Origin of the sequence: Pseudoxanthobacter sp. M-2, assembly GCF_046156265.1 — a bacterium.
Classification (GTDB): domain Bacteria; phylum Pseudomonadota; class Alphaproteobacteria; order Rhizobiales; family Segnochrobactraceae; genus CAMDHY01.
Window position 1 is genome coordinate 118,432 of sequence record NZ_JAWDIR010000033.1, and the last position, 19,992, is coordinate 138,423.

General features: G+C 71.6%; 17 protein-coding genes and 1 tRNA gene. 3 read left to right on the plus strand and 15 right to left on the minus strand.

The genetic code is table 11. From position 1 onward, the window contains the following. Positions 1 to 24: 24 nt before the first annotated feature. From RUR49_RS15610 to RUR49_RS15630, 5 genes are all read right to left on the minus strand, one after another. Positions 25 to 390, minus strand: a complete 366-nt coding sequence (locus RUR49_RS15610) for a DUF1850 domain-containing protein (protein WP_409147312.1) — start codon at positions 388 to 390, stop codon at positions 25 to 27. Continuing rightward, a complete protein-coding gene (locus RUR49_RS15615) occupies positions 387 to 2,522 on the minus strand; it encodes a TRAP transporter permease (RefSeq protein WP_409147313.1) in 2,136 nt (711 codons plus the stop codon). Before RUR49_RS15615 ends, RUR49_RS15610 begins: the two co-directional genes overlap by 4 nt. Before the next feature lie 253 nt (positions 2,523 to 2,775). Then, on the minus strand, positions 2,776 to 3,750 hold the full coding sequence (locus tag RUR49_RS15620) for a TAXI family TRAP transporter solute-binding subunit (RefSeq protein ID WP_409147314.1): 975 nt from the start codon (positions 3,748 to 3,750) through the stop codon (positions 2,776 to 2,778). A 383-nt stretch (positions 3,751 to 4,133) separates the two neighbouring features. Then, positions 4,134 to 5,192, minus strand: a complete 1,059-nt coding sequence (locus RUR49_RS15625; RefSeq protein WP_409147315.1) for an ABC transporter substrate-binding protein — start codon at positions 5,190 to 5,192, stop codon at positions 4,134 to 4,136. Between the two features lie 231 nt (positions 5,193 to 5,423). Beyond that, positions 5,424 to 6,614 carry an NAD(P)/FAD-dependent oxidoreductase gene (locus RUR49_RS15630; protein ID WP_409147316.1) on the minus strand — a complete coding sequence of 397 codons (1,191 nt, stop codon included), beginning with the start codon at positions 6,612 to 6,614 and terminating at the stop codon, positions 5,424 to 5,426. Positions 6,615 to 6,710: 96 nt separating this feature from the next. Here RUR49_RS15630 and RUR49_RS15635 point away from each other — a divergent pair, with 96 nt between their 5' ends. After that, on the plus strand, positions 6,711 to 7,601 hold the full coding sequence (locus RUR49_RS15635; RefSeq protein WP_409147680.1) for an HpcH/HpaI aldolase/citrate lyase family protein: 891 nt from the start codon (positions 6,711 to 6,713) through the stop codon (positions 7,599 to 7,601). 15 nt (positions 7,602 to 7,616) lie between these two features. On the opposite strand, the gene RUR49_RS15640 is transcribed toward RUR49_RS15635, so the two are convergent. Beyond that, positions 7,617 to 8,945 (minus strand): CobW family GTP-binding protein, encoded by a 1,329-nt coding sequence (locus RUR49_RS15640; protein ID WP_409147317.1) that lies wholly within the window; start codon positions 8,943 to 8,945, stop codon positions 7,617 to 7,619. Continuing rightward, positions 8,945 to 10,432, minus strand: coding sequence for a D-alanyl-D-alanine carboxypeptidase family protein (locus tag RUR49_RS15645; RefSeq protein ID WP_409147318.1), 1,488 nt, complete (start codon positions 10,430 to 10,432; stop codon positions 8,945 to 8,947). The genes RUR49_RS15640 and RUR49_RS15645 overlap by 1 nt, the downstream gene beginning before the upstream one ends. A gap of 306 nt (positions 10,433 to 10,738) precedes the next feature. Between RUR49_RS15645 and RUR49_RS15650 the strand changes: the two genes are divergently transcribed. Continuing rightward, positions 10,739 to 11,020 carry a BolA family protein gene (locus tag RUR49_RS15650; RefSeq protein ID WP_409147319.1) on the plus strand — a complete coding sequence of 94 codons (282 nt, stop codon included), beginning with the start codon at positions 10,739 to 10,741 and terminating at the stop codon, positions 11,018 to 11,020. A gap of 251 nt (positions 11,021 to 11,271) precedes the next feature. Here the strand turns inward: RUR49_RS15650 and RUR49_RS15655 are convergent, their stop codons facing one another. The 3 genes from RUR49_RS15655 to RUR49_RS15665 all read right to left on the minus strand — a co-directional run bounded on the left by RUR49_RS15655 (position 11,272) and on the right by RUR49_RS15665 (position 15,357). Then, entirely contained in the window at positions 11,272 to 12,603 is a 1,332-nt protein-coding gene (locus RUR49_RS15655) for an HlyC/CorC family transporter (RefSeq protein ID WP_409147320.1), read from the minus strand. Beyond that, positions 12,600 to 14,378 carry a 3-dehydroquinate synthase gene (aroB, locus tag RUR49_RS15660; RefSeq protein WP_409147321.1) on the minus strand — a complete coding sequence of 593 codons (1,779 nt, stop codon included), beginning with the start codon at positions 14,376 to 14,378 and terminating at the stop codon, positions 12,600 to 12,602. The genes RUR49_RS15655 and aroB overlap by 4 nt, the downstream gene beginning before the upstream one ends. A 151-nt stretch (positions 14,379 to 14,529) precedes the next feature. Then, the gene (locus RUR49_RS15665) at positions 14,530 to 15,357 is read right to left on the minus strand and encodes a TIGR00730 family Rossman fold protein (RefSeq protein ID WP_409147322.1); all 828 of its coding nucleotides are present in this window, start codon (positions 15,355 to 15,357) and stop codon (positions 14,530 to 14,532) included. A 173-nt stretch (positions 15,358 to 15,530) separates the two neighbouring features. On the opposite strand from RUR49_RS15665, the gene RUR49_RS15670 reads away from it, so the two are divergent. Then, a tRNA-Leu gene (locus RUR49_RS15670) sits at positions 15,531 to 15,617 on the plus strand. A gap of 73 nt (positions 15,618 to 15,690) precedes the next feature. Here RUR49_RS15670 and RUR49_RS15675 read toward each other — a convergent pair. The 5 genes from RUR49_RS15675 to RUR49_RS15695 are packed head-to-tail and all read right to left on the minus strand — an operon-like array spanning position 15,691 to position 19,991. Beyond that, on the minus strand, positions 15,691 to 16,503 hold the full coding sequence (locus RUR49_RS15675; protein WP_409147323.1) for an SDR family NAD(P)-dependent oxidoreductase: 813 nt from the start codon (positions 16,501 to 16,503) through the stop codon (positions 15,691 to 15,693). Then, positions 16,500 to 17,438: a 3-hydroxyacyl-CoA dehydrogenase gene (locus RUR49_RS15680; protein WP_409147324.1), complete on the minus strand. Its 939-nt coding sequence runs from the start codon at positions 17,436 to 17,438 to the stop codon at positions 16,500 to 16,502. Before RUR49_RS15680 ends, RUR49_RS15675 begins: the two co-directional genes overlap by 4 nt. Positions 17,439 to 17,441: 3 nt before the next feature. Continuing rightward, entirely contained in the window at positions 17,442 to 18,332 is an 891-nt protein-coding gene (locus tag RUR49_RS15685; RefSeq protein WP_409147325.1) for an N-acyl homoserine lactonase family protein, read from the minus strand. Then, positions 18,329 to 18,919, minus strand: a complete 591-nt coding sequence (locus RUR49_RS15690; protein ID WP_409147326.1) for a hypothetical protein — start codon at positions 18,917 to 18,919, stop codon at positions 18,329 to 18,331. The genes RUR49_RS15685 and RUR49_RS15690 overlap by 4 nt, the downstream gene beginning before the upstream one ends. Then, a complete protein-coding gene (locus tag RUR49_RS15695) occupies positions 18,909 to 19,991 on the minus strand; it encodes a LacI family DNA-binding transcriptional regulator (protein ID WP_409147327.1) in 1,083 nt (360 codons plus the stop codon). Before RUR49_RS15695 ends, RUR49_RS15690 begins: the two co-directional genes overlap by 11 nt. Position 19,992: the final 1 nt, after the last annotated feature.

Genomic DNA, 19,992 nt, shown 5'->3' on the forward strand with positions numbered 1-19,992 from the left:
GGCCGCCTGGCCGATCGTTCCGCTTCAGGGGCAGGGCTTCAGCGTCACGGGGTCGGCCGCAGGCGGCAGGATCTCGCCGATGGGCCGGCACGCCCCCTCCACACAAAGGCGCCAGTCGCCCGCCTCCGGCGCCCGCCGCAGCGTCACCGCGGGCACGGAGAGCCCCGGCATCCATCGCCACCAGGTGCCGTCGAAGCGGGCGTCGTCCGGCGGCTCCATGCCGGCGCCGGTGCCCTTGATGCGCGCCTCGACGAGGACGAGGGCGGCGGGCTCGACGCGCCAGTCCTCCTCCCAGGCGGTGTGCTCGATGGTGTGGGTCCAGACGAGCGTGAAGGCGAGCGTCGCCACCCGCAACACCTCGCCGCCGCCGGCGAGGCAGAGCGCGCTCACGGCGTCGTCGATGGGCCGGTGGCGGTCGGGCCGGTGGCGCGGCGCACCGCCGTGCGGCTGCGCCAGACGTGCCAGACCGCGAAGGCGATGCAGCCGGCCCAGCCGATCTCGTCACTGATCGGCACGCTGACCACCAGGAACGCCGCCGCGCCGAACGCCCAGATCCGCTCCCACCACGCGACCGGTGTCATCCCGTAGCCGATTGCCGCCACCGCCCACAGCGACACCGCGACGATCGCCTTGGCGAAGACGTAGACCACCGCCGGCCAGAAGCCGATCGCCTCGGCGAGCGCACCGCCCTCCTGCAGCATCAGCACCGGCGCGTAGACCGCCATGAACGGCACGACGAAGCCGGCGATCGCCACCCGCATGGCGTTCATGCCGATCCTCATGCCGCTGACCTTGGCGATCGGTGCGGCGGCAAACGCGGCGAGCGCCACCGGCGGCGTCAGGTCGGCCATGATGCCGAAGTAGAACACGAACATGTGGCTGACGATCAGCGGCACGCCGAGCTCGAGCAGCGCGGGTCCGGCGATCGACGAGGTGATGATGTAGTTCGGGATCGTCGGGATGCCCATGCCGAGGACGAGGCAGGTGATCATCGTCAGCACCAGCGACAGGAACAGCGAGCTCTCGCCCACCGAGACGACGACGCGCACGAAGGTCGACGCCGCGCCGGTGAGGCTGAGGACACCGATGATGACGCCGACGAGCGCGCAGGCGACACCGACCGGCAGCGCGTTGCGGGCGCCGTCGGCGAGGCTGTGCACCACCGCCGACAGCGTCTCGCGGCCGCCGCGGTAGAAGGCGTTGACCGCCAGCATGGCGATGATGAGCAGCACCAGCGCATCGACGCCGAAGCGCAGGAAGGTCGAGGCGGCAAGCCCGATGACGATCCAGAACACGATCCTGAACGGCAGCGCCCCGAGCCGGGCGGCGAGCGGCAGGCCGAGGATGATCAGCGCCGTCAAGGCGAGGCCGATGGTGCCGGAGAACAGCGGCGTGTAGCCGGAGAACAACAGCCAGACCAGGGCGGCGAGCGGCAGGATCAGGAACCACTGGCGACGCAGCGCGCCCAGCGCGGACGGGCAGTCCTCCTTGGCGATGCCGCGCAGGTTCAGCCGGCCGGCCTCGAGGTGGACCATCATGAAGACGGTGAAGAAGTAGAGGAAGGCCGGCACGATCGCCGCCGTGACGATGTCGGCATAGGGGACGCCGAGCGTCTCGGCCATGATGAAGGCGACCGCCCCCATCACCGGCGGCATGATCTGGCCACCCATCGAGGCGGTCGCCTCGACGGCGCCGGCAAAGGCCGGCCGGTAGCCGAAGCGCTTCATCAAGGGAATCGTGAACTGGCCGGTGGTGACGACGTTGGCGACACCGGAGCCGTTGATCGTCCCCATCAGCGCCGACGACACCACCGACACCTTCGCCGGGCCGCCACGGGTGTGGCCGACCGTGCCCATGGCGATGTCGTTGAAGAGCTGGATCATCCCGGCGCGCTCGAGGAAGGCGCCGAACAGGATGAACAGGAAGATGTAGGTCGACGACACGTAGGTGGGCGTGCCGTAGAGGCCCTCGGTGCCGAGGAAGAGGGCATCGACGATCTGGGCGAGGTCGTAGCCGCGGTGGTCGAGCGGCGCCGGCAGGTACTGCCCGAACAGGCCGTAGGCGAGGAAGATGCCGCAGATGATCGGCAGCGCCCACCCCATCAGCCGCCAGCCGGCGATGAAGACGAGCGCGATGGCGACGAGGCCGACATAGATGTCGGCTTCCGTCGGGTCGCCGGCACGGATGATCAGGTCGTCGTGGTAGCGCCAGTGGTAGAGCCCGACGAGGAAGCCGACGATGCCGAGGGCCCACAAGAGCCAGCGCAGCGCAGGCTTCGTCGGCCAGCCCTCCGCCGCCAGCCCGAACAGGAGCAGCATCAGGAAGCCGACGTGGACCGAGCGCACCACCTGGCTCGGCAAGAGCGCGTAGGCGGCGGTCCACAGCTGGAACAGCGAGAAGGCGATGGCGATGAGGAACAGCACCCGCCCGGCGGCATTCAGCCCGAACCCCGGCAGGTGCCCCTCGACGGTCGCCTCGTCGAGCGGCGGCGCCGCGGTGGTGACGGCGGTGGCGGTGGTCATCGGCGACGCTCTCCCAAGGCCGTCCAGTCGCAACGCCCGTCCCTCCCCTGCCAGGGGGAGGGACAGACCGCGAAGCGGTCAGGGTGGGGCCTGTCGATCAGAGGCTCGACCTCGATGGGGTGGTGGGCGGGATTGACGAGCCCCACCCTGGCGACCTGCGGTCGCCTGTCCCTCCCCCTGGCAGGGGAGGGACACCTCAGCACCAACCGCCCTCCCCCTGGCAGGGGAGGGACGAGCGACTGCCCCCCTCACCTCACATCGCGCCCTTTTCCTTGTAGAAGCGCTCGGCGCCCGGGTGGAGCGGCACGGGCGAGTCCTTCGCGGCGCCCTCGATGGTGATGCCCTTCGCGGCGGAGTGCGCGGCGGCCATCTGGTCGAGGTGGTCGAACATCGACTTCGTCATCGCGTAGACGAGGTCGTCCGACAGGTCGGCGCGGGTGACGAGGAAGTTCTGCACGCCGGCCGTCGACACGTCGGCCTCCTGGCCACTGTAGGTGCCGGCGGGGATCGTCACCGCCACATAGGGCAGGCCGATCTTCTCGACGTCGGCGGCGGGCACCTCGACGACGGTGATCGGCACCGAGCTCGCGAGGTCGCGGATCGAGGCGACGCCGAGGCCGGCCGACTGCAGGGTGGCGTCGAGCTGGCGGTTCTTCATCAGTTCGACCGACTCGGCGAACGGCAGGTACTCGACCTTGCCGAGGTCGTCGTAGCTGAGGCCGGCGGCGCCGAGGATGGCGCGGGCGTTGATCTCGGTGCCGGACTTCGCCGCGCCGACGGAGACGCGCTTGCCCTTCAGGTCGGCGAGCGTCTTGATGCCGGATTCCTGCGAGGCGACCACCTGGATGTAGTTCGGATAGATCGCCGCGACCGTGCGCAGGCCCTCGAGCTTCTTCTTGAAGCCGGCGTCGGCGTCGCCCGCCCAGGCGAGGCCGAGCGAGTCACCGAGCGTGAAGGCGATCTCGCCCTTGCCGCTGTCGAGCAGGTTGAGGTTTTCGACCGAGGCCTTGGTGGCCTGCGCGGTCGGCCGCGCGTCGGGGATCGATTCCGCATAGATCTTCGTCAGCGCCACGCCGAGCGGGTAGTAGACGCCCGAGGTGCCGCCGGTCAGCACATTGATGAATTCGGCGCGGGCCGCCTGGGTGCCGGCGGCGAGCAGCGCCGCGCCGGCGACGGCGGCGAGGACGGTGGAGCGCAGTCGCGCCAGTTTCGAGGGTGTCGTCAGCATGGGGGAAGCTTCCTCCGGTGGCGGCACGCCTCGCATCGGCGCGCTCGGATGACGCCGCAGCGGCGGACCGTGCGGCGGAAGCTCGCAGGGTAGGTCGCGGGGCCGCGCCCGCGCAACCCGCCAAAGGATGGAGAGGGGTTGGGAGGCGGAGGCCGCGTAGCGCGTTCCCCTCCCCTCTCGCAGGGGAGGTGGCCGGCGAAGCCGGCCGGAGGGGTCCGCCGCGAAAAGCGCGGCGGTACGACATCTGAGACTGTCGCACCGTCGCACGCCGCCGGCTGCGCCGACGGCGCCCTCCCCGGTCCGCCTTCGGCGGCCCGACCCTCCCACGAGGGGAGGGTCGGCGTTTCAATTCGAGGCGGCCGCGAAATCGCCGGGCGCGCCACTCACATCGACGGCGGGCGCTTCGGCAGGCCGAGGGCTTCCTGGGCGGCCCAGACGTATTTCATGTCCATGTACTTGCGCCAGTCGACCCCCGCCGGCACGTCGCCGGTCAGCGCCACCTGGTCCATGAACGCCTGCATCACCTGGACGCTGTCGAAGCCGCCGTCCGGGCTGATCTGGTCGATCTCCTCCTGGTAGAGCGCCCGGAAGGCGGGCGGGATGTCGTATCCGAGGTCGATCATGATCTGGTAGGCCTTCTCCTGGTTCTCGGGCTTCATCAGCCACTGGCGGGCGCGGATGTCCTCGCGCACGAAGGCGTAGGCGGCGTCCTCGTTCTTCGCCAGCCAGTCCCCCGTCGCGCAGATCGCCTCCTGCGGCGACGGCGTCAGCTCGATCGACAGGAACTGGCCGCCGTTCTCCTCGAGGCCCTTGCGGTGGCGCGGGAACAGGATCGTGGCGTGGATGTTGCCGGCGATGATCGCCCCGAGCCTGCCGTCGGAGCCGCCCGACGTCGGCACGAACTCGACGTCCTTCTCGGGATCGAGGCCGAGCTTCTTGATGATCTGCTTCAGGACCCAGGTGTTGCGGGCGCCGAGCTGGCCACCGCTGACCTTCTTGCCCTTGAGGTCCTCGATCGTGTTGATGCCCTTGCCGACACCCATCATCCACCACTCCTGATCGCGGTAGATCTCGATGATGGTGAGCGGCACGCCGCTCGCCACGGCGGCGCCGATGAAGTTGCTGGTGTCGCCGTGCGTCAGGTCGAGGCTGCCGCCGATCAGGCCGGGGATGTACTCCTCGCTCTGGATGATCTCGAAGTCCTCGATGCCGACTTCCTTGAAGTAGCCGAGCGCCTGCGCCAGCCGGAACGGCCACTGCGCCGCGTAGTTCGGATTGTAGTTGCCGAACTTGATCTCCTTCAGGTTCGACATGACGTTCTCGACGCTGGGCGACTGCGCCCCGGCCTTGTCGAGCGTCCCGGCGGCGATGAGCGTGCCCAGGGCGCCGAGGGCGCCGAGCTTCAGCACGTCGCGGCGCGGCAACGTGATCCGGTGTTTCATCCGACGTTTCCTCGGGGTCTGTTGTTGTTTGCGAAGTCGTCGCCGACGTCTCGGCCCCGCCGAGGCGCGATGATCGCTGTTTCGACTTGAGCCCCCGAGCCCCGCGGGGGCATCGCAAGCGTAGTCGGCGGCGAACACGCTAGGAAATGATCAGAAGTGATGTATTCGAGCGCGTTTACTGATGCCGCTCGGGAAGGCAGGACGCCGGCGCTTGCAGCGGGTCGCCTGCCCTCAGATCACCGCCTGCTCGAAGTGCGGCCGACCCGCCGCCACGCGCTCGTAGCCGAACACCGAGAGGTCGATTGTCCGCCAGCCGCCGGTGGCGATGAGCTCCGCCACCGCGCGGCCGACGCCCGGCGCGTGCTGCAGGCCGTGGCCGGAGAAGCCGTTGGCGAACAGGAAGTTGCCGACCTCCGGATGGGGGCCGACGACGGCGTTCTGGTCGAGGGTGTGGTAGTCGTAGTGGCCGGCCCAGGCACGCTCGAAGCGGATCGCCTCGAAGGCCGGCACGCGGGTGGCGAGCGCCGGCCAGATCACCTCGTCGAACAGCGCGTAGTCGGGCTCGAAGTCGTCGTCGGCCGCGCGGCCGTCCTCCTCCTCCGGCGGGGAGACGCCGCAGATGAACGCCTCGCCCTCCGGCCGCACATAGACGCCCGAGGGGTCGACCAGGAGCGGCAGGCCCGGCACCTCGTCCCGGCAGCGGAAGACGAAGACCGAGCGCTTGCGCGGCTCGACGCCGAGCGTGAGGCCGGCGAGCGCCGCGACATCGCCCGCCTGCGGGCCGGCGGCGTTGACGAGACTGCCGCAGGCGATCCGGCGGCCGTCGGCGAGGCGGACGGCCGTGACGCGGGCGCCCTCGCGCTCGATCGCGGCGACGGTGCCGTGGAGGAACTCGGCGCCCGCGGCACGAGCACCGGTCCTGAGCAGCGACAACAGCATGTGGGCGTCGAACCAGCCCTCGCCGCTGCGGCCGAAGCAGCCGGCGGCGAGGTCGTCGGTGGCGAGCCAGGGGAAGCGCGCCGCGAGGCCGGCGGCATCGTAGAGCACGGTGTCGGCGCCCTCGGCGGCCTGCACGGCGTGGTTCGCCGCCAGCACCGCCGCGCCGTCGGCCGTGCCGGCGAGGATGAGGTAGCCGCCCTCGCGGAAGCCGATGTCGGCGTCCGCGCCGAAGCGCGCCTTCAGCGTCCGGATGAAGTCGACGCCGAACAGCGACAGGCGGACGTTCTCCAGCGTCGAGAACTGCTGGCGGATCGAGGCGGCCGACAGGGTCGTCGCCGAGCGCGCATAGGTCGGGTCGCGCTCGACAACAACGACGCGACCGGGGAAGCCCATCTCGGCCTTCAGGAAATAGGCGACCGCGGCGCCGACGGCGGCACCCCCGACGATGACGACGTCCGCCGTCCCGCCCCCAACCTCGACCAAAGTGCGACCTCCCTGCCTCTCGCGCCGCGGCCGGACACTGGCAGAATGGCGCCGACCCGCAAAGCGGCGCCGCCGCGACGAACCGTCCAGCCGGAGATGCCGATGACCATCCGCCCGCGCCGTAGCGTCCTTTACATGCCCGGCTCCAACGCCCGCGCCATCGAGAAGGCGCGCACCCTGCCGGCCGACGCCATCATCCTCGACCTCGAGGATTCCGTCGCCCCCGACGCCAAAGCGGCCGCGCGGGCGCAGGTGGCGGAGGCGGTGAAGGCCGGCGGCTTCGGCGGCCGCGAGGTGATCCTGCGCATCAACGCGATGTCGACCCCCTGGGGCGAGGACGACCTCGCCGCTGCCGCTGCAGCGGCGCCCGACGCCATCCTGGTGCCGAAGGTGTCGACCGCCGAGGACGTCTTCGCCGTCGACCGGGCGCTCACGGAATTCGGCGCGGCCCGATCGATCGCGCTGTGGGCGATGATCGAGACGCCGCGCGCCGCCCTCGACCCGCTGGCGGTGGCGGCGGCGCGGCGCGCACCCGAGGGGGCGCGGCTCGCCGCCTTCGTGCTCGGCACCAATGATCTTTCCAAGGACACCCGCGTCCGCCTCGTGCCCGGCCGGGCGCCGATGCTGCACTGGCTCGCCGACGCGGTGGCGGCCGGCCACGCCTTCGGCCTCGACGTGATCGACGGCGTCTACAACCGGCTCGACGATGCCGAGGGCTTCGCGGCGGAATGCCAGCAGGGCGTCGAGCTCGGCATGGACGGCAAGACGCTGATCCATCCGAACCAGATCGAGGCGGCGAACCGCGCCTTCTCGCCGGACCCGGCGGAGGTCGCGTTCGCCCGCACGCTGGTCGACGCCTTCGCGCTGCCGGAGAACGCCGGCAAGGGTGCGCTGTCGCTCGGCGGACGGATGGTGGAGCGGCTGCACGCCGAGATGGCGGCACGCACGGTCGCGCTCGCCGAGGCGATCGCGGCCCGGTCCGCCTGACGCAGCCGCCGCGGCTCAGGCCCGGAAGCCGGGGATCGCCAGCGGGTTGTTCGTCATCGCCGCCGCGTCCGGGCGGTCGGGCGCGATGACGCCGGTGAAGGCGTCGAAGAGGCCGCGCACGAAGGCTTCCGGCAGGTCGCAGGTGATGAAGACGAGGCGGGTGCGGCGGTCGCCGCCCGGCCACGACGGCAGCTGCGTCGGCGGGTGCATCGCGTGCTGCACGGCGTGGATGACGAGCGGCCGGTCCGGATCCTCGGCGATGCCGACGATGCCCTTCATCCGCAATAGCTTCGTCCCGTGTGCCGAGCGCAGCAGGTCGAGGAACATGTCGAAGGTCGCCATCGGGATCGGCCGGTCGGTGATCAGCGAGAACGACCGGATGCGCGCGTCGTGGCGGTTCACGTCGTGGACGTGATCGTGGTGCCCGTGGCCGTGGCCGTGCCCGTGGCCCTGTGATCCGTGATCATGATCGTGGCCAGCCGCAGCGACGTGACCGTCGTGGTGGTGGTCATGTGATCCGTGATCATGGTCGTGATCGTGGTGGTCGTGGCCGCCATGATCGTGCGTCCCGCCCTGCCCCGGCCGGCCATAGGCCTCCGCCGCGAGCCAGCGGGCGACGTCGGCGATCTTCGTCTTCGGGTCGTAGAGACCGCAATCGAGCAGGCGTTCGGCGGTCGCCTCGCCCCGCGCCGCCTCGAGGATCGGCGCCGCCGGGTTGAGGGCTTGGAGGCGGCGGCGGAGCGCGGCACCGGCCTCCGCGCCGCCCGCCATGTCGGTCTTCGTCAGCACCAGCCGGTCGGCCACCGCCGCCTGCTTCACCGCCTCCTCGTGGGCGTCGAGCGTCGCCGCGCCGTTCAGGGCATCGACGACGGTGACGACGCCGTCGAGGCGGAAGCGCTGCACGAGATAGGGATGCAGCATGATCGCGTGCATCACCGGCGCCGGATCGGCGAGGCCGGTGGTCTCGATGACCACCCGCGACAGCGTCGCGATGCGGCCGTTGTCGAGGCCGCGCAGGAGGTTCTCGAGCGTCGTCACCAGTTCGCCGCGCACGGTGCAGCACAGGCAGCCGGAGGAAAGCTCGATGATGCCGTCGGATGAGGCGGCGACGAGCAGGTGGTCGATGCCGACGTCGCCGAACTCGTTGACGATGACGGCAGCCTCTTTCAGCGCCGGATCGTTCAGGAGCGCATTCAGGAGCGTCGTCTTGCCGGCGCCGAGGAAGCCCGTGAGGATCGTCACCGGGATCGGCGCGCGCCGCGCCCGCGATGGCCCGGCCGCGCCCGCGTCGGTGTCCGCTACGGGGGCCGCGGGAACGCCGATGGCGTCGTCGGCGGACATCATCAGTTCTGCGGCTGCCGCGGCCCGAGCACCGGCGCGGCCGCCGGCGCCGTGGCGGCGGGCGCAGCGTCAGCCGGCGCCGTCGTCGGGATCAGCGACAGCGGCACCGACACGCCCGGCTGCGCGGCCGAGGCGATCGAGCCGAGGCCGGGGGCCTGCGGCTGCGGCACGCCCGGCAAGGGCTCGGCCAGGGGGGGCGGCGGCGGCGCGGTGGCGGCCGGCACGACCGGGGCGGGCGGAGCGGTGCTGGCGACCGGCAGGGCGGTCCCCACCTCCGTCGGCGGCACCAGCGCCATCAGGGTCGCCGGATCGGGGCCGGGGGTGGCCTCCGGGCCGCTCCGCGGGCGGACCGGCGGCATCGGCACGGCGACGGCGACGGCCGTGCCGGTGGCGCCGCCGAGCTTGATCGGCACCGGTGCCATCGTCGAGAAGCGCGCCTCGAGATAGCTCTTCGGCTTCGCCGGTGCGGCCGCGCCGGCGGCATTGGCGACGATGAGCCGGTTGCCGGCCTCGGCGATGACGCCGTCGTCATCCTCCATCTCGCCGGCGGGGGCGGGAGCAGCGGCGGTCTGCTGACGCTGCTTGCGCTTGGCGCCGCAGGTGTAGTCGCGCACGCTCACCGGCGCCGGCGTCACCGCCGGGGGGGCGAGGGTCGCCAGCGTGCCACGCCGCAGCGCCGGCTCGCCGAACGCCTTCGTCAGCAGCATGGCGGCGAACTCGTTGCGCTCGGCCGAGGTATAGGCGCCGAGGACAACGGCGATCAGCGTGCGGCCGTTGCGGGTGGTGGTGGTGACGACGTTGAAGCCGGAATTGCAGATGAAGCCGGTCTTCATGCCGTCGGTGCCGCGGAAGCGCTCCAGCAGGTGATTGTGGGTGCGGATGGTGCGCTTGCCGAGCTGCAGGGCGGTGATCCTGAAGAGGTCCCGGTGCTCGGGAAACTCCGCCAGCAGGGCCCGGGCGAGCACCGCCATGTCTCGCGCCGAGGTCACCTGCGCGTCGTCGGGCAGGCCGTGCGGGTTTTCGAAGTGGGTGGCGACCATGCCGAGGCGGCGGGCCTCGGCGTTCATCATGTCGACGAACCGGCCCTCGGAGCCGCCGCCGACGGCCTCGCCGAGCGCCACCGCGATGTCGTTCGCCGACTTGACGATGATGATCTTCAGCGCGGTGTCGACGGTCAGCACCGTGCCGACCTTGAAGCCCATCTTGCTCGGCGGCCGGGAGGCGGCGTTCTGGGTGATCTTCACCGGCGAGTCCGGCCCGATCCGTCCCTCGCGCATGGCGCGGAAGGTGACGTAGGCGGTCATCAGCTTGGTGATCGAGGCCGGATACCAGGCCTGGAACATGTTCTTCTCGGCCAGCACCGCGCCGGAGGCGGCGTCGACGACGACATAGGCGCCGATGTCGGCCCGCGCCGACGTGGAGAACAGGCCCGCAAACAGGCTGATGACTGCCGCGACGGCGATCGCCGCGATCCGTACGACGGAGATCATCGTCGGGTCGCTTCCTTCCTGCGCTCGGGACGGCCACGGCCGCCGGGGGTCGAAGACGGCATCCGGTTGGGACACCCGATCAATAGCCGATCGGCCCGGCGCTTGGCAAAGCCGCGCGCCTGCCGTGGTGAACGGCCCGACCGGAACAAGGCCCTTGGTGCGGGGCGGATGCGGCAATTCGGGGGCGACAGGACGACGATTCGACGACGCTCACGTCCCGGTTGACCACGCCGCCAGCTCCGCGCAAGGCTCGCGGCGGGTCGGCCTCGGTCGGCCCCCGAGGGCAAACGGGACAAGGAGATCGGGATGGCCAGCGTGCGCGAGACGATCGAGGCGAAGCTGAAGGCGGCGTTATCGCCCGAGGCGCTGGCGGTCGACGACGAGTCGCACCTGCACGCCGGCCACGCTGGCCACCGTCCCGGCGGCGAGAGCCATTTCCGCGTGTATGTCACGGCCGCCGAGTTCGCCGGCCTTAGCCGGCTCGACCGCCACCGCCGCGTCAACGCCATCCTCGCCCAAGAGCTCGCCGGCCCGGTGCACGCCCTCGCCGTGCACGCGAGCGCACCGGGAGAGCCGGGGCGAAGGTAGGAGCAATGGTGAACTGTCATTGGGGTTTCCCCCCACAACCACTCTCCTCTCCGTAGTCATTCCCGGCCTTGTGCCGGGAACCCATGCGAGCCGCCGCGCGGGGGAGCGCTCGCTTGGCGGCGGTGCTTGGCGAGAGGAATGGGTTCCCGGCACAAGGCCGGGAATGACTACCGATAGGGTGATGCAAGGACGAGAGGGCTGGCGCCCGCAGGGTGCCGGCGCAGGGCGCCGTGCAAGGACGCGGGCCGCTCTCACCCCATGACGCGGGCCGGCGGGGCCGGCAGGGCCGGCAGCGCCGGCGCCACCACACCCCCCGCCCCGAGCGGCGTCACCTTCAGGAGCGCGACGCGGTTGCGGTCCTTGCGCAGCACCTGGAAGCGGAAGCCGTGGAAGGTGAAGGCCTGGCGTTCCTCGGGGATCATGCGTGCCTCGTGGATGACGAGGCCGGCCACCGTCGTCGCCTCCTCGTCCGGCAGGTCCCAGTCGAGCGCCCGGTTGAGGTCGCGGATCGGCACGGTGCCGTCGACCACCACCGAGCCGTCGGCCTGCGGGCGCACGCCCTGGACGACGAGGTCGTGCTCGTCGGCGATGTCGCCGACAATCTCTTCCAGGATGTCCTCCAGCGTGACGAGGCCCTGGACCTCGCCATATTCGTCGACGACGAGGGCGAAGTGGCTCTTGCGCTTGAGGAAGGCCGCCAGCTGGTCGGCGAGGCTGGTGGTGTCCGGCACGAACCAGGGCGGCGTCGCGATGGTGGCGAGGTCGAGCCGGCCGACGTCACCGCCGACGGCGGCGAGCGCCCGCAGCAGGTCCTTGGCGTGCAGCACGCCGACGATGTTCTCCGGCTGGCCGCGCCACAGCGGCAGCCGGGTGTGCGGGCTCTTCAGGACGTTCTCGACGATCCGCTGCGGCGGCTCGTCGGCGTCGAGGGACTGGATGCCGGTGCGGTGGACCATGACGTCCGAGACGTCGAGCTCGGCGAGGTCCAACAGGCCACCGATGCGGTCGCGCTCGACCTTCACGAGGCCGCCTTCCAGGTGCTGCAGATCGACGGCGCCGCGCAGCTCCTCGTGGGCGGAGAGGATCGCCGTCTTGTCGTCGACGTTGACGCCGAAGAGGCGCAGGAGATGGCGCACGAGCAGCTCGATCGCCATCGTCACCGGGCCGAACACGGCGACGAGGATGCGGATCGGCCGCGCCACGGCCAGCGCGAAGCGCTCGGGATCGGCGATCGCCCAGGTCTTCGGCAGGACCTCGGAGAACACCACCACCATCACCGTCATGCCGATCGTCGCGTAGGCGACGCCGCTCTCGCCGAACAGGGCGAGCAGCATCGAGGTGGCGAGCGAGGCGGCGAGGATGTTGACGATGTTGTTGCCGAGCAGCAGCGCGCCGATCAGCCGCTCCCGCGACTGGATCAGGCGCGAGACGATGCTGGCGCGGCTGTCACCGCCCTTCTCCATCTGCAGCAGGCGCGAGCGCGAGGCGGCCGTCATCGCCGTCTCGGAGCCGGAAAAGAAGAACGAGACGGCGAGCAGGGCGAGGATGCCGCCGGCGGTGAGCCAGATCTCGAGGTCGCTCACTGCTGCGGTCCCTCCATGGCCCGCTCCTGCGCCAGGAAGTCCCGCACCGCTTCCACCGGCACGTCGCGGGCGAGGAAGGCGCCGCCGATGCCGGTGACGAGCACGAAGACGAGCTTGCCGCGCACCACCTTCTTGTCCTGCGCCATCAGCGCGAGCAGCGCCTCGTCGTCGGGAAGCGCGCCGGGGACGTCGGAGAGCCGCGTCGGCAGGCCGACACCGCGCAGGTGGCGCTCGACGCGGGCGGCGTCGTCGGTGGAGCAGAGGCCACGGGCGGCGGAGAAGCGGAAGGCCTGCGCCATGCCGAGCGCCACCGCCTCGCCGTGGACGAGACGCTCGCCGTAGCCGGTGCCGGCCTCGAGCGCGTGGCCGAAGGTGTGGCCGAGATTGAGGAGGGCGCGGGCGCCGGTGGTCTCGTGCTCGTCGGCGGCGACGACGCGCGCCTTCGCCCGGCAGCTCGTCGCCACCGCGTGGGCGAGACCGTCTCCGAGCGCCACCACGTCGGCGCCGTGGTCCTCGAGCCAGGCGAAGAAGCCGGGATCGTCGATCAGTCCGTACTTGGCGATCTCGGCATAGCCGGCGCGGCGGTGGCGCTCCGGCAGGGTGGCGAGAAGGTCGAGGTCGGCGAGCACCAGGCTCGGCTGGTGGAAGACGCCGACGAGGTTCTTGCCCTGGCGGGCGTTGATGCCGGTCTTGCCGCCAACGGAGGAATCGACCTGGGCGAGCACCGTCGTCGGCACCTGCACCATGCGCATGCCGCGCCGCACGATGCCGGCCGCGAAGCCCGCGAGGTCGCCGATGACGCCGCCGCCGAGCGCCACCACGAGGTCACCGCGCTCGCGCCGCGCCTCGAGCAGCCCGTCGACGACGGTCTCGAGGCCGCGGAAGCTCTTCGAAGCCTCCCCCGGCGGCACGACGATGGCGTGCGGCTCGAGGCCGGCGGCGGCGAGGCTGTCGGAGAAGGCGGCGAGGTGGCGGTCGGCGACGGTGGCGTCGGTGACGATGCTCGCGCGCGCTCCCGGAAAGCGCGCCGCGATCTCGGCGCCGGCATCGAGGCCGCGGCCGATCAGGATGTCGTAGGCGCGGCCGCCGAGGCCGACGGTGACGGTCTCGCGGCGATCGTCGCCGGCGACAGTGTCGCGGGCGAGCGCAGGGGCGGGGCTCATCGGACGGTCTCCGCGATGCGGGGTGGTGCCGGCCGGGGCCGGCTCGGCGAGGGCGGCCAGCAGCGCCGCCACGACGTCGTCGTGCGCGACGTCGCGGGACTGCACGGTGACGTCGGCGGTGGCGTAGACCGGCTCGCGGGCGGCAAGAAGGCGGCGCAGCGCCCCTTCCGGGTCGGCGCCGGCAAGAAGCGGCCGGTTCGACTTGCGGCGGACGCGGCCGATGAGGGTCTCGACGTCCGCCTTCAGCCACGCCGAGACGGCGCGGGCGCGGACGGCGGCGCGCGTCTCCTCGGCCATGAAGGCGCCGCCGCCGGTGGCGATTACCTGCCGGCCGCCCTCGAGCAGGCGGGCGATGACGCGCTTCTCGCCCTCGCGGAATTCCGCCTCGCCGAACTTCTCGAAGATCTCCGGGATCGTCATCGCCGCGGCGCGCTCGATCTCGTGGTCGGCGTCGACGAAGGGCAGCCGGAGCAGGCTCGCGAGGCGCCGGCCGATGGTCGACTTGCCGGCGCCGGGCATGCCGACGAGCACGACGGAGCGCTCGCCGAGACGGGCGAGCACGCGCTCCACCAGGTCGGCGGGGATCGGGCGGTGGCTGGGCTGCGTGTTCAAGCGGCGGCTTCCCTCGGGCTGCGGGTCGCTGCCGCGGTTGAAGGGGAGACGGCCGTGACTGTCAAGGCGGGCGACGGTCTGGCCCCCCGCACCGCGGCCAGACGGCGCGCCCCGGCCGGTCCGCCGGCGCGCCGGCGCCGGTGCCGCCGGCTCAGCGGTGCAGTTCCTCGAGGCCATGACGCAGGAGCGACTGCCAGATCTCCTCCGCCGTCTCGGCGAAGGAAAACAGCGTGAGATCGGCGGGCTCGATCATGCCCTCCTCGATCAGCCGCGGGAAATTCACCACCGACGTCCAGTAGGCCTCGTCGAACAGCACGATCGGCAAGGGCGGCGACTTGCCGGTCTGGCGCAGCGTCAGCACCTCGAACAGCTCGTCGAGGGTGCCGAAGCCGCCGGGGAAGACGACCAGCGCGTTCGCCCGCATGGCGAGGTGCATCTTGCGCATGGCGAAGTAGTGGAAGCGGAAGGTGAGTTCCGGCGTCGTCCACGGGTTCGGCTCCTGCTCGCGCGGCAGCGCGATGTTGAAGCCGATGGTGGGGGCGCCGGCCTCGCGGGCGCCGCGGTTGGCCGCCTCCATGATGCCGGGGCCGCCGCCGGTGGCGATGACGTTGTCGCGCAGGCCATCGCGCAGGCTACCCGGCTCGACGAGCGCGCCGCCGCGCTCGGAGGCGAGGCGGCCGAAGGCACGTGCCGCCTCGTACCAGCGGGCATGGTTGCCGGGGGCGTTGTCACCGGGCGTTCCCGGCCCGACCCGGGCGCTGCCGAAGACGACGATGGTGGAGCGCACGCCCCAGGCCCGGAGCGCCTCCTCGGCCTTGGCATATTCGAGCAGGAAGCGGACGCCACGGGTGGAATCGCCGAGGAGGAAGTCCTGGTCGAGCGCCGGCAGCCGGTAGGACGGCGAGGCGAGCGACGCAGCGTTCGGCTTCAGGTCATTCGGCGTATCGGTGGCGAGGGCGGAGGGGTCGTCGGACGGCATCGGGCGGGCGGCTCCTGTCGCGGCGGGCCCCCGTCTTCGCACGATGGATCGTACCGGGCGACCCCGCGCAGCAACCGGAGGCGGGCGCCCGGGGCAATCTGGCGTTCACCGCCGAGGTATCGTATGAGGGCGGCGGCGGCCCCCCGGCAACGGCGGCGTGCCCCGATCACGATGCGGGCGTGGCGGAACTGGTAGACGCGCCGGACTCAAAATCCGGTTCTGGTGACAGAGTGTCGGTTCGATTCCGACCGCCCGCACCAACCTTCCCGCAGTCCCCATCGAACTTTCGCTCGTCCCTCGACGATCCACGCCGCCGCAGGGCGCACGCGCCGCTCAGGCGAGCGGGCGGCCGCCGTCGACGGGGATGATCGCGCCTGTCGTGAAGGGCATCAGCGTCGCCACCGCCAGCACGGCATTGGCGACGTCGTCGGGGTCGGCGAGACGGGCGAGCGGCGTCAGCTCGACCTGGCGGTTGCGCCAGGCCTCGTCGAGGCCCTTGACGAACTCGGTGTCGACGAGGCCCGGCGCCACGGAGACGACGCGGATCGCCGGGGCGAGCGCGCGCGCCAGCGACTTCGTCAGGTTGTCGACCGCCGCCTTCGAGGCGCAGTAGGCGATGTTGCTGCCCATCGCCGTGGTGCCGGCGATCGAGGAGATGTTGACGACGAGGCCCCGGCCCCCGTGCGCGAGCAGCGGCCGGAAGGCCCGTGTCGCCGCGATGACGCCGCGGACATTGACCGACAGGATGCGGTCGACGAGGTCGTCGTCGAGCCCGTCGAGGTCGGCATGGGCGACAAACTTGGTGATGCCGGCGCAGTTGACGAGGATGTCGAGGCGGCCGTGCTCCTCGTCGACGTCGGCGGCGAGCGCCGCCAGGGCGGCCGAATCCGTCACCGGCGCCGGCGCTGCGCGGTGGCCCTGCCCCGGCAGGTCGGCGGCGAGCGCGCGTGCGGTTGCACCCGACGCGTTGTAGCCGACGACGACGGTGCAGCCGGCCGCCGCCAGCGTGCGCACGATGCTGGCGCCGATGCCGCCGGCGCCGCCCGTCACCACCGCGACCTTGCCCGCGAGCGGGGTCGCGCCGGGGAGCGAGGATCGGGACGCGGTGTCCGGCGCGGCAGAGACGTGACCGCTCACCGCCGTCACGCCGGCGCCCCGCGCTTGTGGGCGACGAGGTGCATCAGCTTGCGGTCGCGCCAGGCCCGGCGGCCGGCGAGACCGTCGGCGGGAAGGGCCGCGCGGCGCTCCGCCGTCACCCGGTCGATCAGGTCCTGCGACCACGGCCGCGGCTCGGTGCGGTCCTGCGCGACCGAGTGATAGAGCGGCCCGAGCCGAGCGGCGTAGTCGGACACGCCGCCCGGCGCGTTGAGGTCGATGGTCTCGAACGGCCCCATGAACGACCAGCGGTAGCCGAGGCCGTGGGAGACCGTCTTGTCGATGTCGGCGGCGGTGGCGTAGCCCGCCTCGAACAGCGCCCACGCCTCGTTGAGGAGCGCCCCCTGCAGGCGGTTGAGGATGAAGCCCTCGACCTCGCGGTTGACCACCACCGGCTCCTGGCCGACGTGGTCCATCAGCTCCCGCACCGCCGGCACCACGTCCGGATCGGTCCACGGCGCCGGAACCAGTTCCACCACCGGCACGAGATGCGGCGGGTTCACCGGGTGGGCGATCACGAAGCGGCCGCGGTTCGTGCAGCCCTCGGTGAAGGCCGAGGCGGGAATGCCCGAGCTCGAGCTGCCGACGATCGCCTCCGGCCGCATCGCCCGGTCGATCTCGAGCGACACCGCCGTCTTCACGTCGGTGCGCTCGAACACCGATTCCTGGATGTAGTCCGCCTCCGCCAGCGCCTCGGCGAGGGTATCGGCCACCGAGATGCGCCCGAGCACAGCCGCGACGTCGTCGACGAGACCGATGTCATGGAGCTCGGCGAGGCTGTCCGCAAGATGGCCGAGCACCGAGGCGCGGATCGACGCCTCGCCGTCGAACACCCGCACGGTCATGCCGGCGCGGGCGAAGACGATCGCCCACCCCGAGCCGACGAGGCCGGCACCGACGATCGCGACCTTGCTGATGTCGGCCATGGCTCAGGCTACCCGCGAGGGTTCGCCGTCGGCGAGGCAGATCTCGGTGATCCGCAGCCCCTCCTCGGTGATGCGCGAGGGGAAGCGGTCGCGCAGGCGCTCCTCGTGGATCGGGATGACGCGGCGGGACTCGTAGCCGACCTGCTTCATCATCTCCTCGGTGGCGAGCACGAGGTTGGTCTGGCTGCCGACGGCGAGACCGACCGGCACATAGATCGGGTCGGCGACGTCGACGGCACCGCCCGGCCCCTCGATGTTCTCGAAGACGTAGACGAGGTCGCCGGCGAGCACCCAGGTGTCCGAGGAAGCGGTCTTGCCGTCGTTGCGCACCGTCACCCACATCGAGCCGTAGGTGTGGCTGTCGAAGGCGGCGTGCAGGTCGATGCCGGGCAGGACGTCGGCCTTGGCGCCGTCGACGGTGACGAGGCGGCGCTGGCGGGCGAGGTCGAGGCCGCGGACGATGTCGCCGGGGTCCACCGCCGTCATCATCCAGCGCATCCGGTCGGGCAGCGCCATCGCCCACGTCCACTTCGCGATCTCGCGCTCCTGGATGTAGAAGGTCGCCTTCGGGAAGTCCTCGACGTTACCGAAGTGGTCGAAGTGGGCGTGGGTGATGAACACCGTGTCGACATCCGCCGGATCGAGGCCGATGCTGCCGAGGACGACCTTCGGCGAGCGCCAGTTCTCGACGCCGAAGCGGTCGCCCAGCACCTTGCCGTAGTCCTTGTCGCTGTAGCCGACATCGACCATGGCGGTGCGCCCCTTGCCCTTGATCAGGGCATAGCAATAGGGGAGCTTGACGTAGCCCTGGTTGTGGGCGCCGTAGAGGACGCCACTCTTGTGGTAGTCGGTGACGTAGCTGTATTCGAGCACCCAGATCGAATAGTCGCTCATGGTCTTCCTCCCGCTACTCTTGTTGGGGCGGACGCGCACGTGCAGCACGCCTGCCTGAAATCGACCATCGTCAGTCCCGCCTCGACGTCGGAGGCGGCCCGCAGCACCTGGTAGGCGGTGGCGATCCGTTCGGACGCTTCCGCCAGCGCGGCGGCCCCGCCGGAGACCTCGCCGCAGCGGGCGAAGGCCGAGAGGCTTTCGCCGACCAGCCGCTGCGCGCGTGCGAGCCGCGCCTTGTGCGCCGCCAGCGCACCCGGCGCCGCAAGGGCGGCGATCGCCGCCTCGGCCGTGTCCAATCGTTCCCGCGCGAGCCCGAGATCGGGCAGGTCGAGGATGTCCCGGCGGCCGCTCACCTCGACGAGGATCAACAGGCCGGAGATCTGGCCGATCAGGCAGCGCAGCGTGTCGAAGACGCCGGCGGCGCCGAGCCGGTAGGCGACGAGCGCTTCGGGCGCCGCCGACGGCTCTACCGGCACGGTGGCATCGCTCGCCGCGAATCCACCGGAGCCGGCGACGGCGGCGCAATCCTCGCGGTGGATGGTGACGGCGCGCTCGAACAGCGCCCGGCCGGCGGCATCAGCGCGCATGGTGATCCCCCGTCAGCTGGTCCGCCGTCCTGCGGTCCCGCGTCGTCAGGCGCTCGACGAGCCCGGCCGGCGGAATGCGCTGCACGAACGGCTCGGCGCTCGTGTGGGTGGCGAGCTTGCGGGCGATCTCGACGGTGCTCCGCAGCATCTCGTCGACTGGCTGGCGGACCGTCGTCAAAGCGTGCGACGGCCAGGCCGCCATCGCCACGTCGTCGAAACCGACGACGGAGAGGTCTTCCGGAATGGCGAGCCCGAGCTCCCGGCGCACGCCGTCCATGAAGCCGATGGCGAGGATGTCGTTGGCGCAGAAGACGCCGTCCGGTCGCGGCGAGAGCCCGGCGAAGGTGCCGGCGGCCGCATAGCCGGCCTCGTAGGAGAACAGCCCGGCCTCGAGGCAGCGCGGCGGATCGAGGCCGCGCTCGACGGCGCGGTCGACGAAGCCCTTCTTCCGCTCGACATTCGTCGAGGCGTCCGGCCGGGCGGCGACGTAGGCGAGGCGCCGGTGACCGCGGTCGATGAGGAAGTCGGCGACCTGGGCGCCGCCGAGGACGTTGTCGCAGGTGACGCCGAAGGAATTGTCGTCGTTCGACAGCCGGTTGAAGAACACCACCGGCGTTCCCGCCTCGCCGCATTCGCGGCGCGCCTCCGACGACAGCGTCGAGGCGAGGATGATCGTCACGTCGGGCTGGTAGGTGAGCAACAGCCGCACCGCCTCGTCGAAGTCGCCGGTGGCGGAGGCCGCCACCAGCATGACGTTCATGTCGATTGCCCGGAGCGCCTCGGTCAGCCGCGTCACCACCTCCGGATAGAACGGGTTGGTGATGTCGGAGACGACGAGGCCGACGATGCTCGTCCGCTTGGTGATCAGGCTGCGGGCGAAGGGGTTCGGCCGGTAGCCGATCTCCGCCGCCCGGGCGAGAACGAGGTCGCGGGTCTGCTGGGCGATGATGGCGTGCGGATGGAAGGCCCGCGACACTGTCGACACGGACATGCCGAGGTCGCGCGCGAGGTCCTTGACCGTCAGCCGCGGCTTGCGGCCTCGTTCGCGGGCGGGCGTGTCCAGGCTCGACATC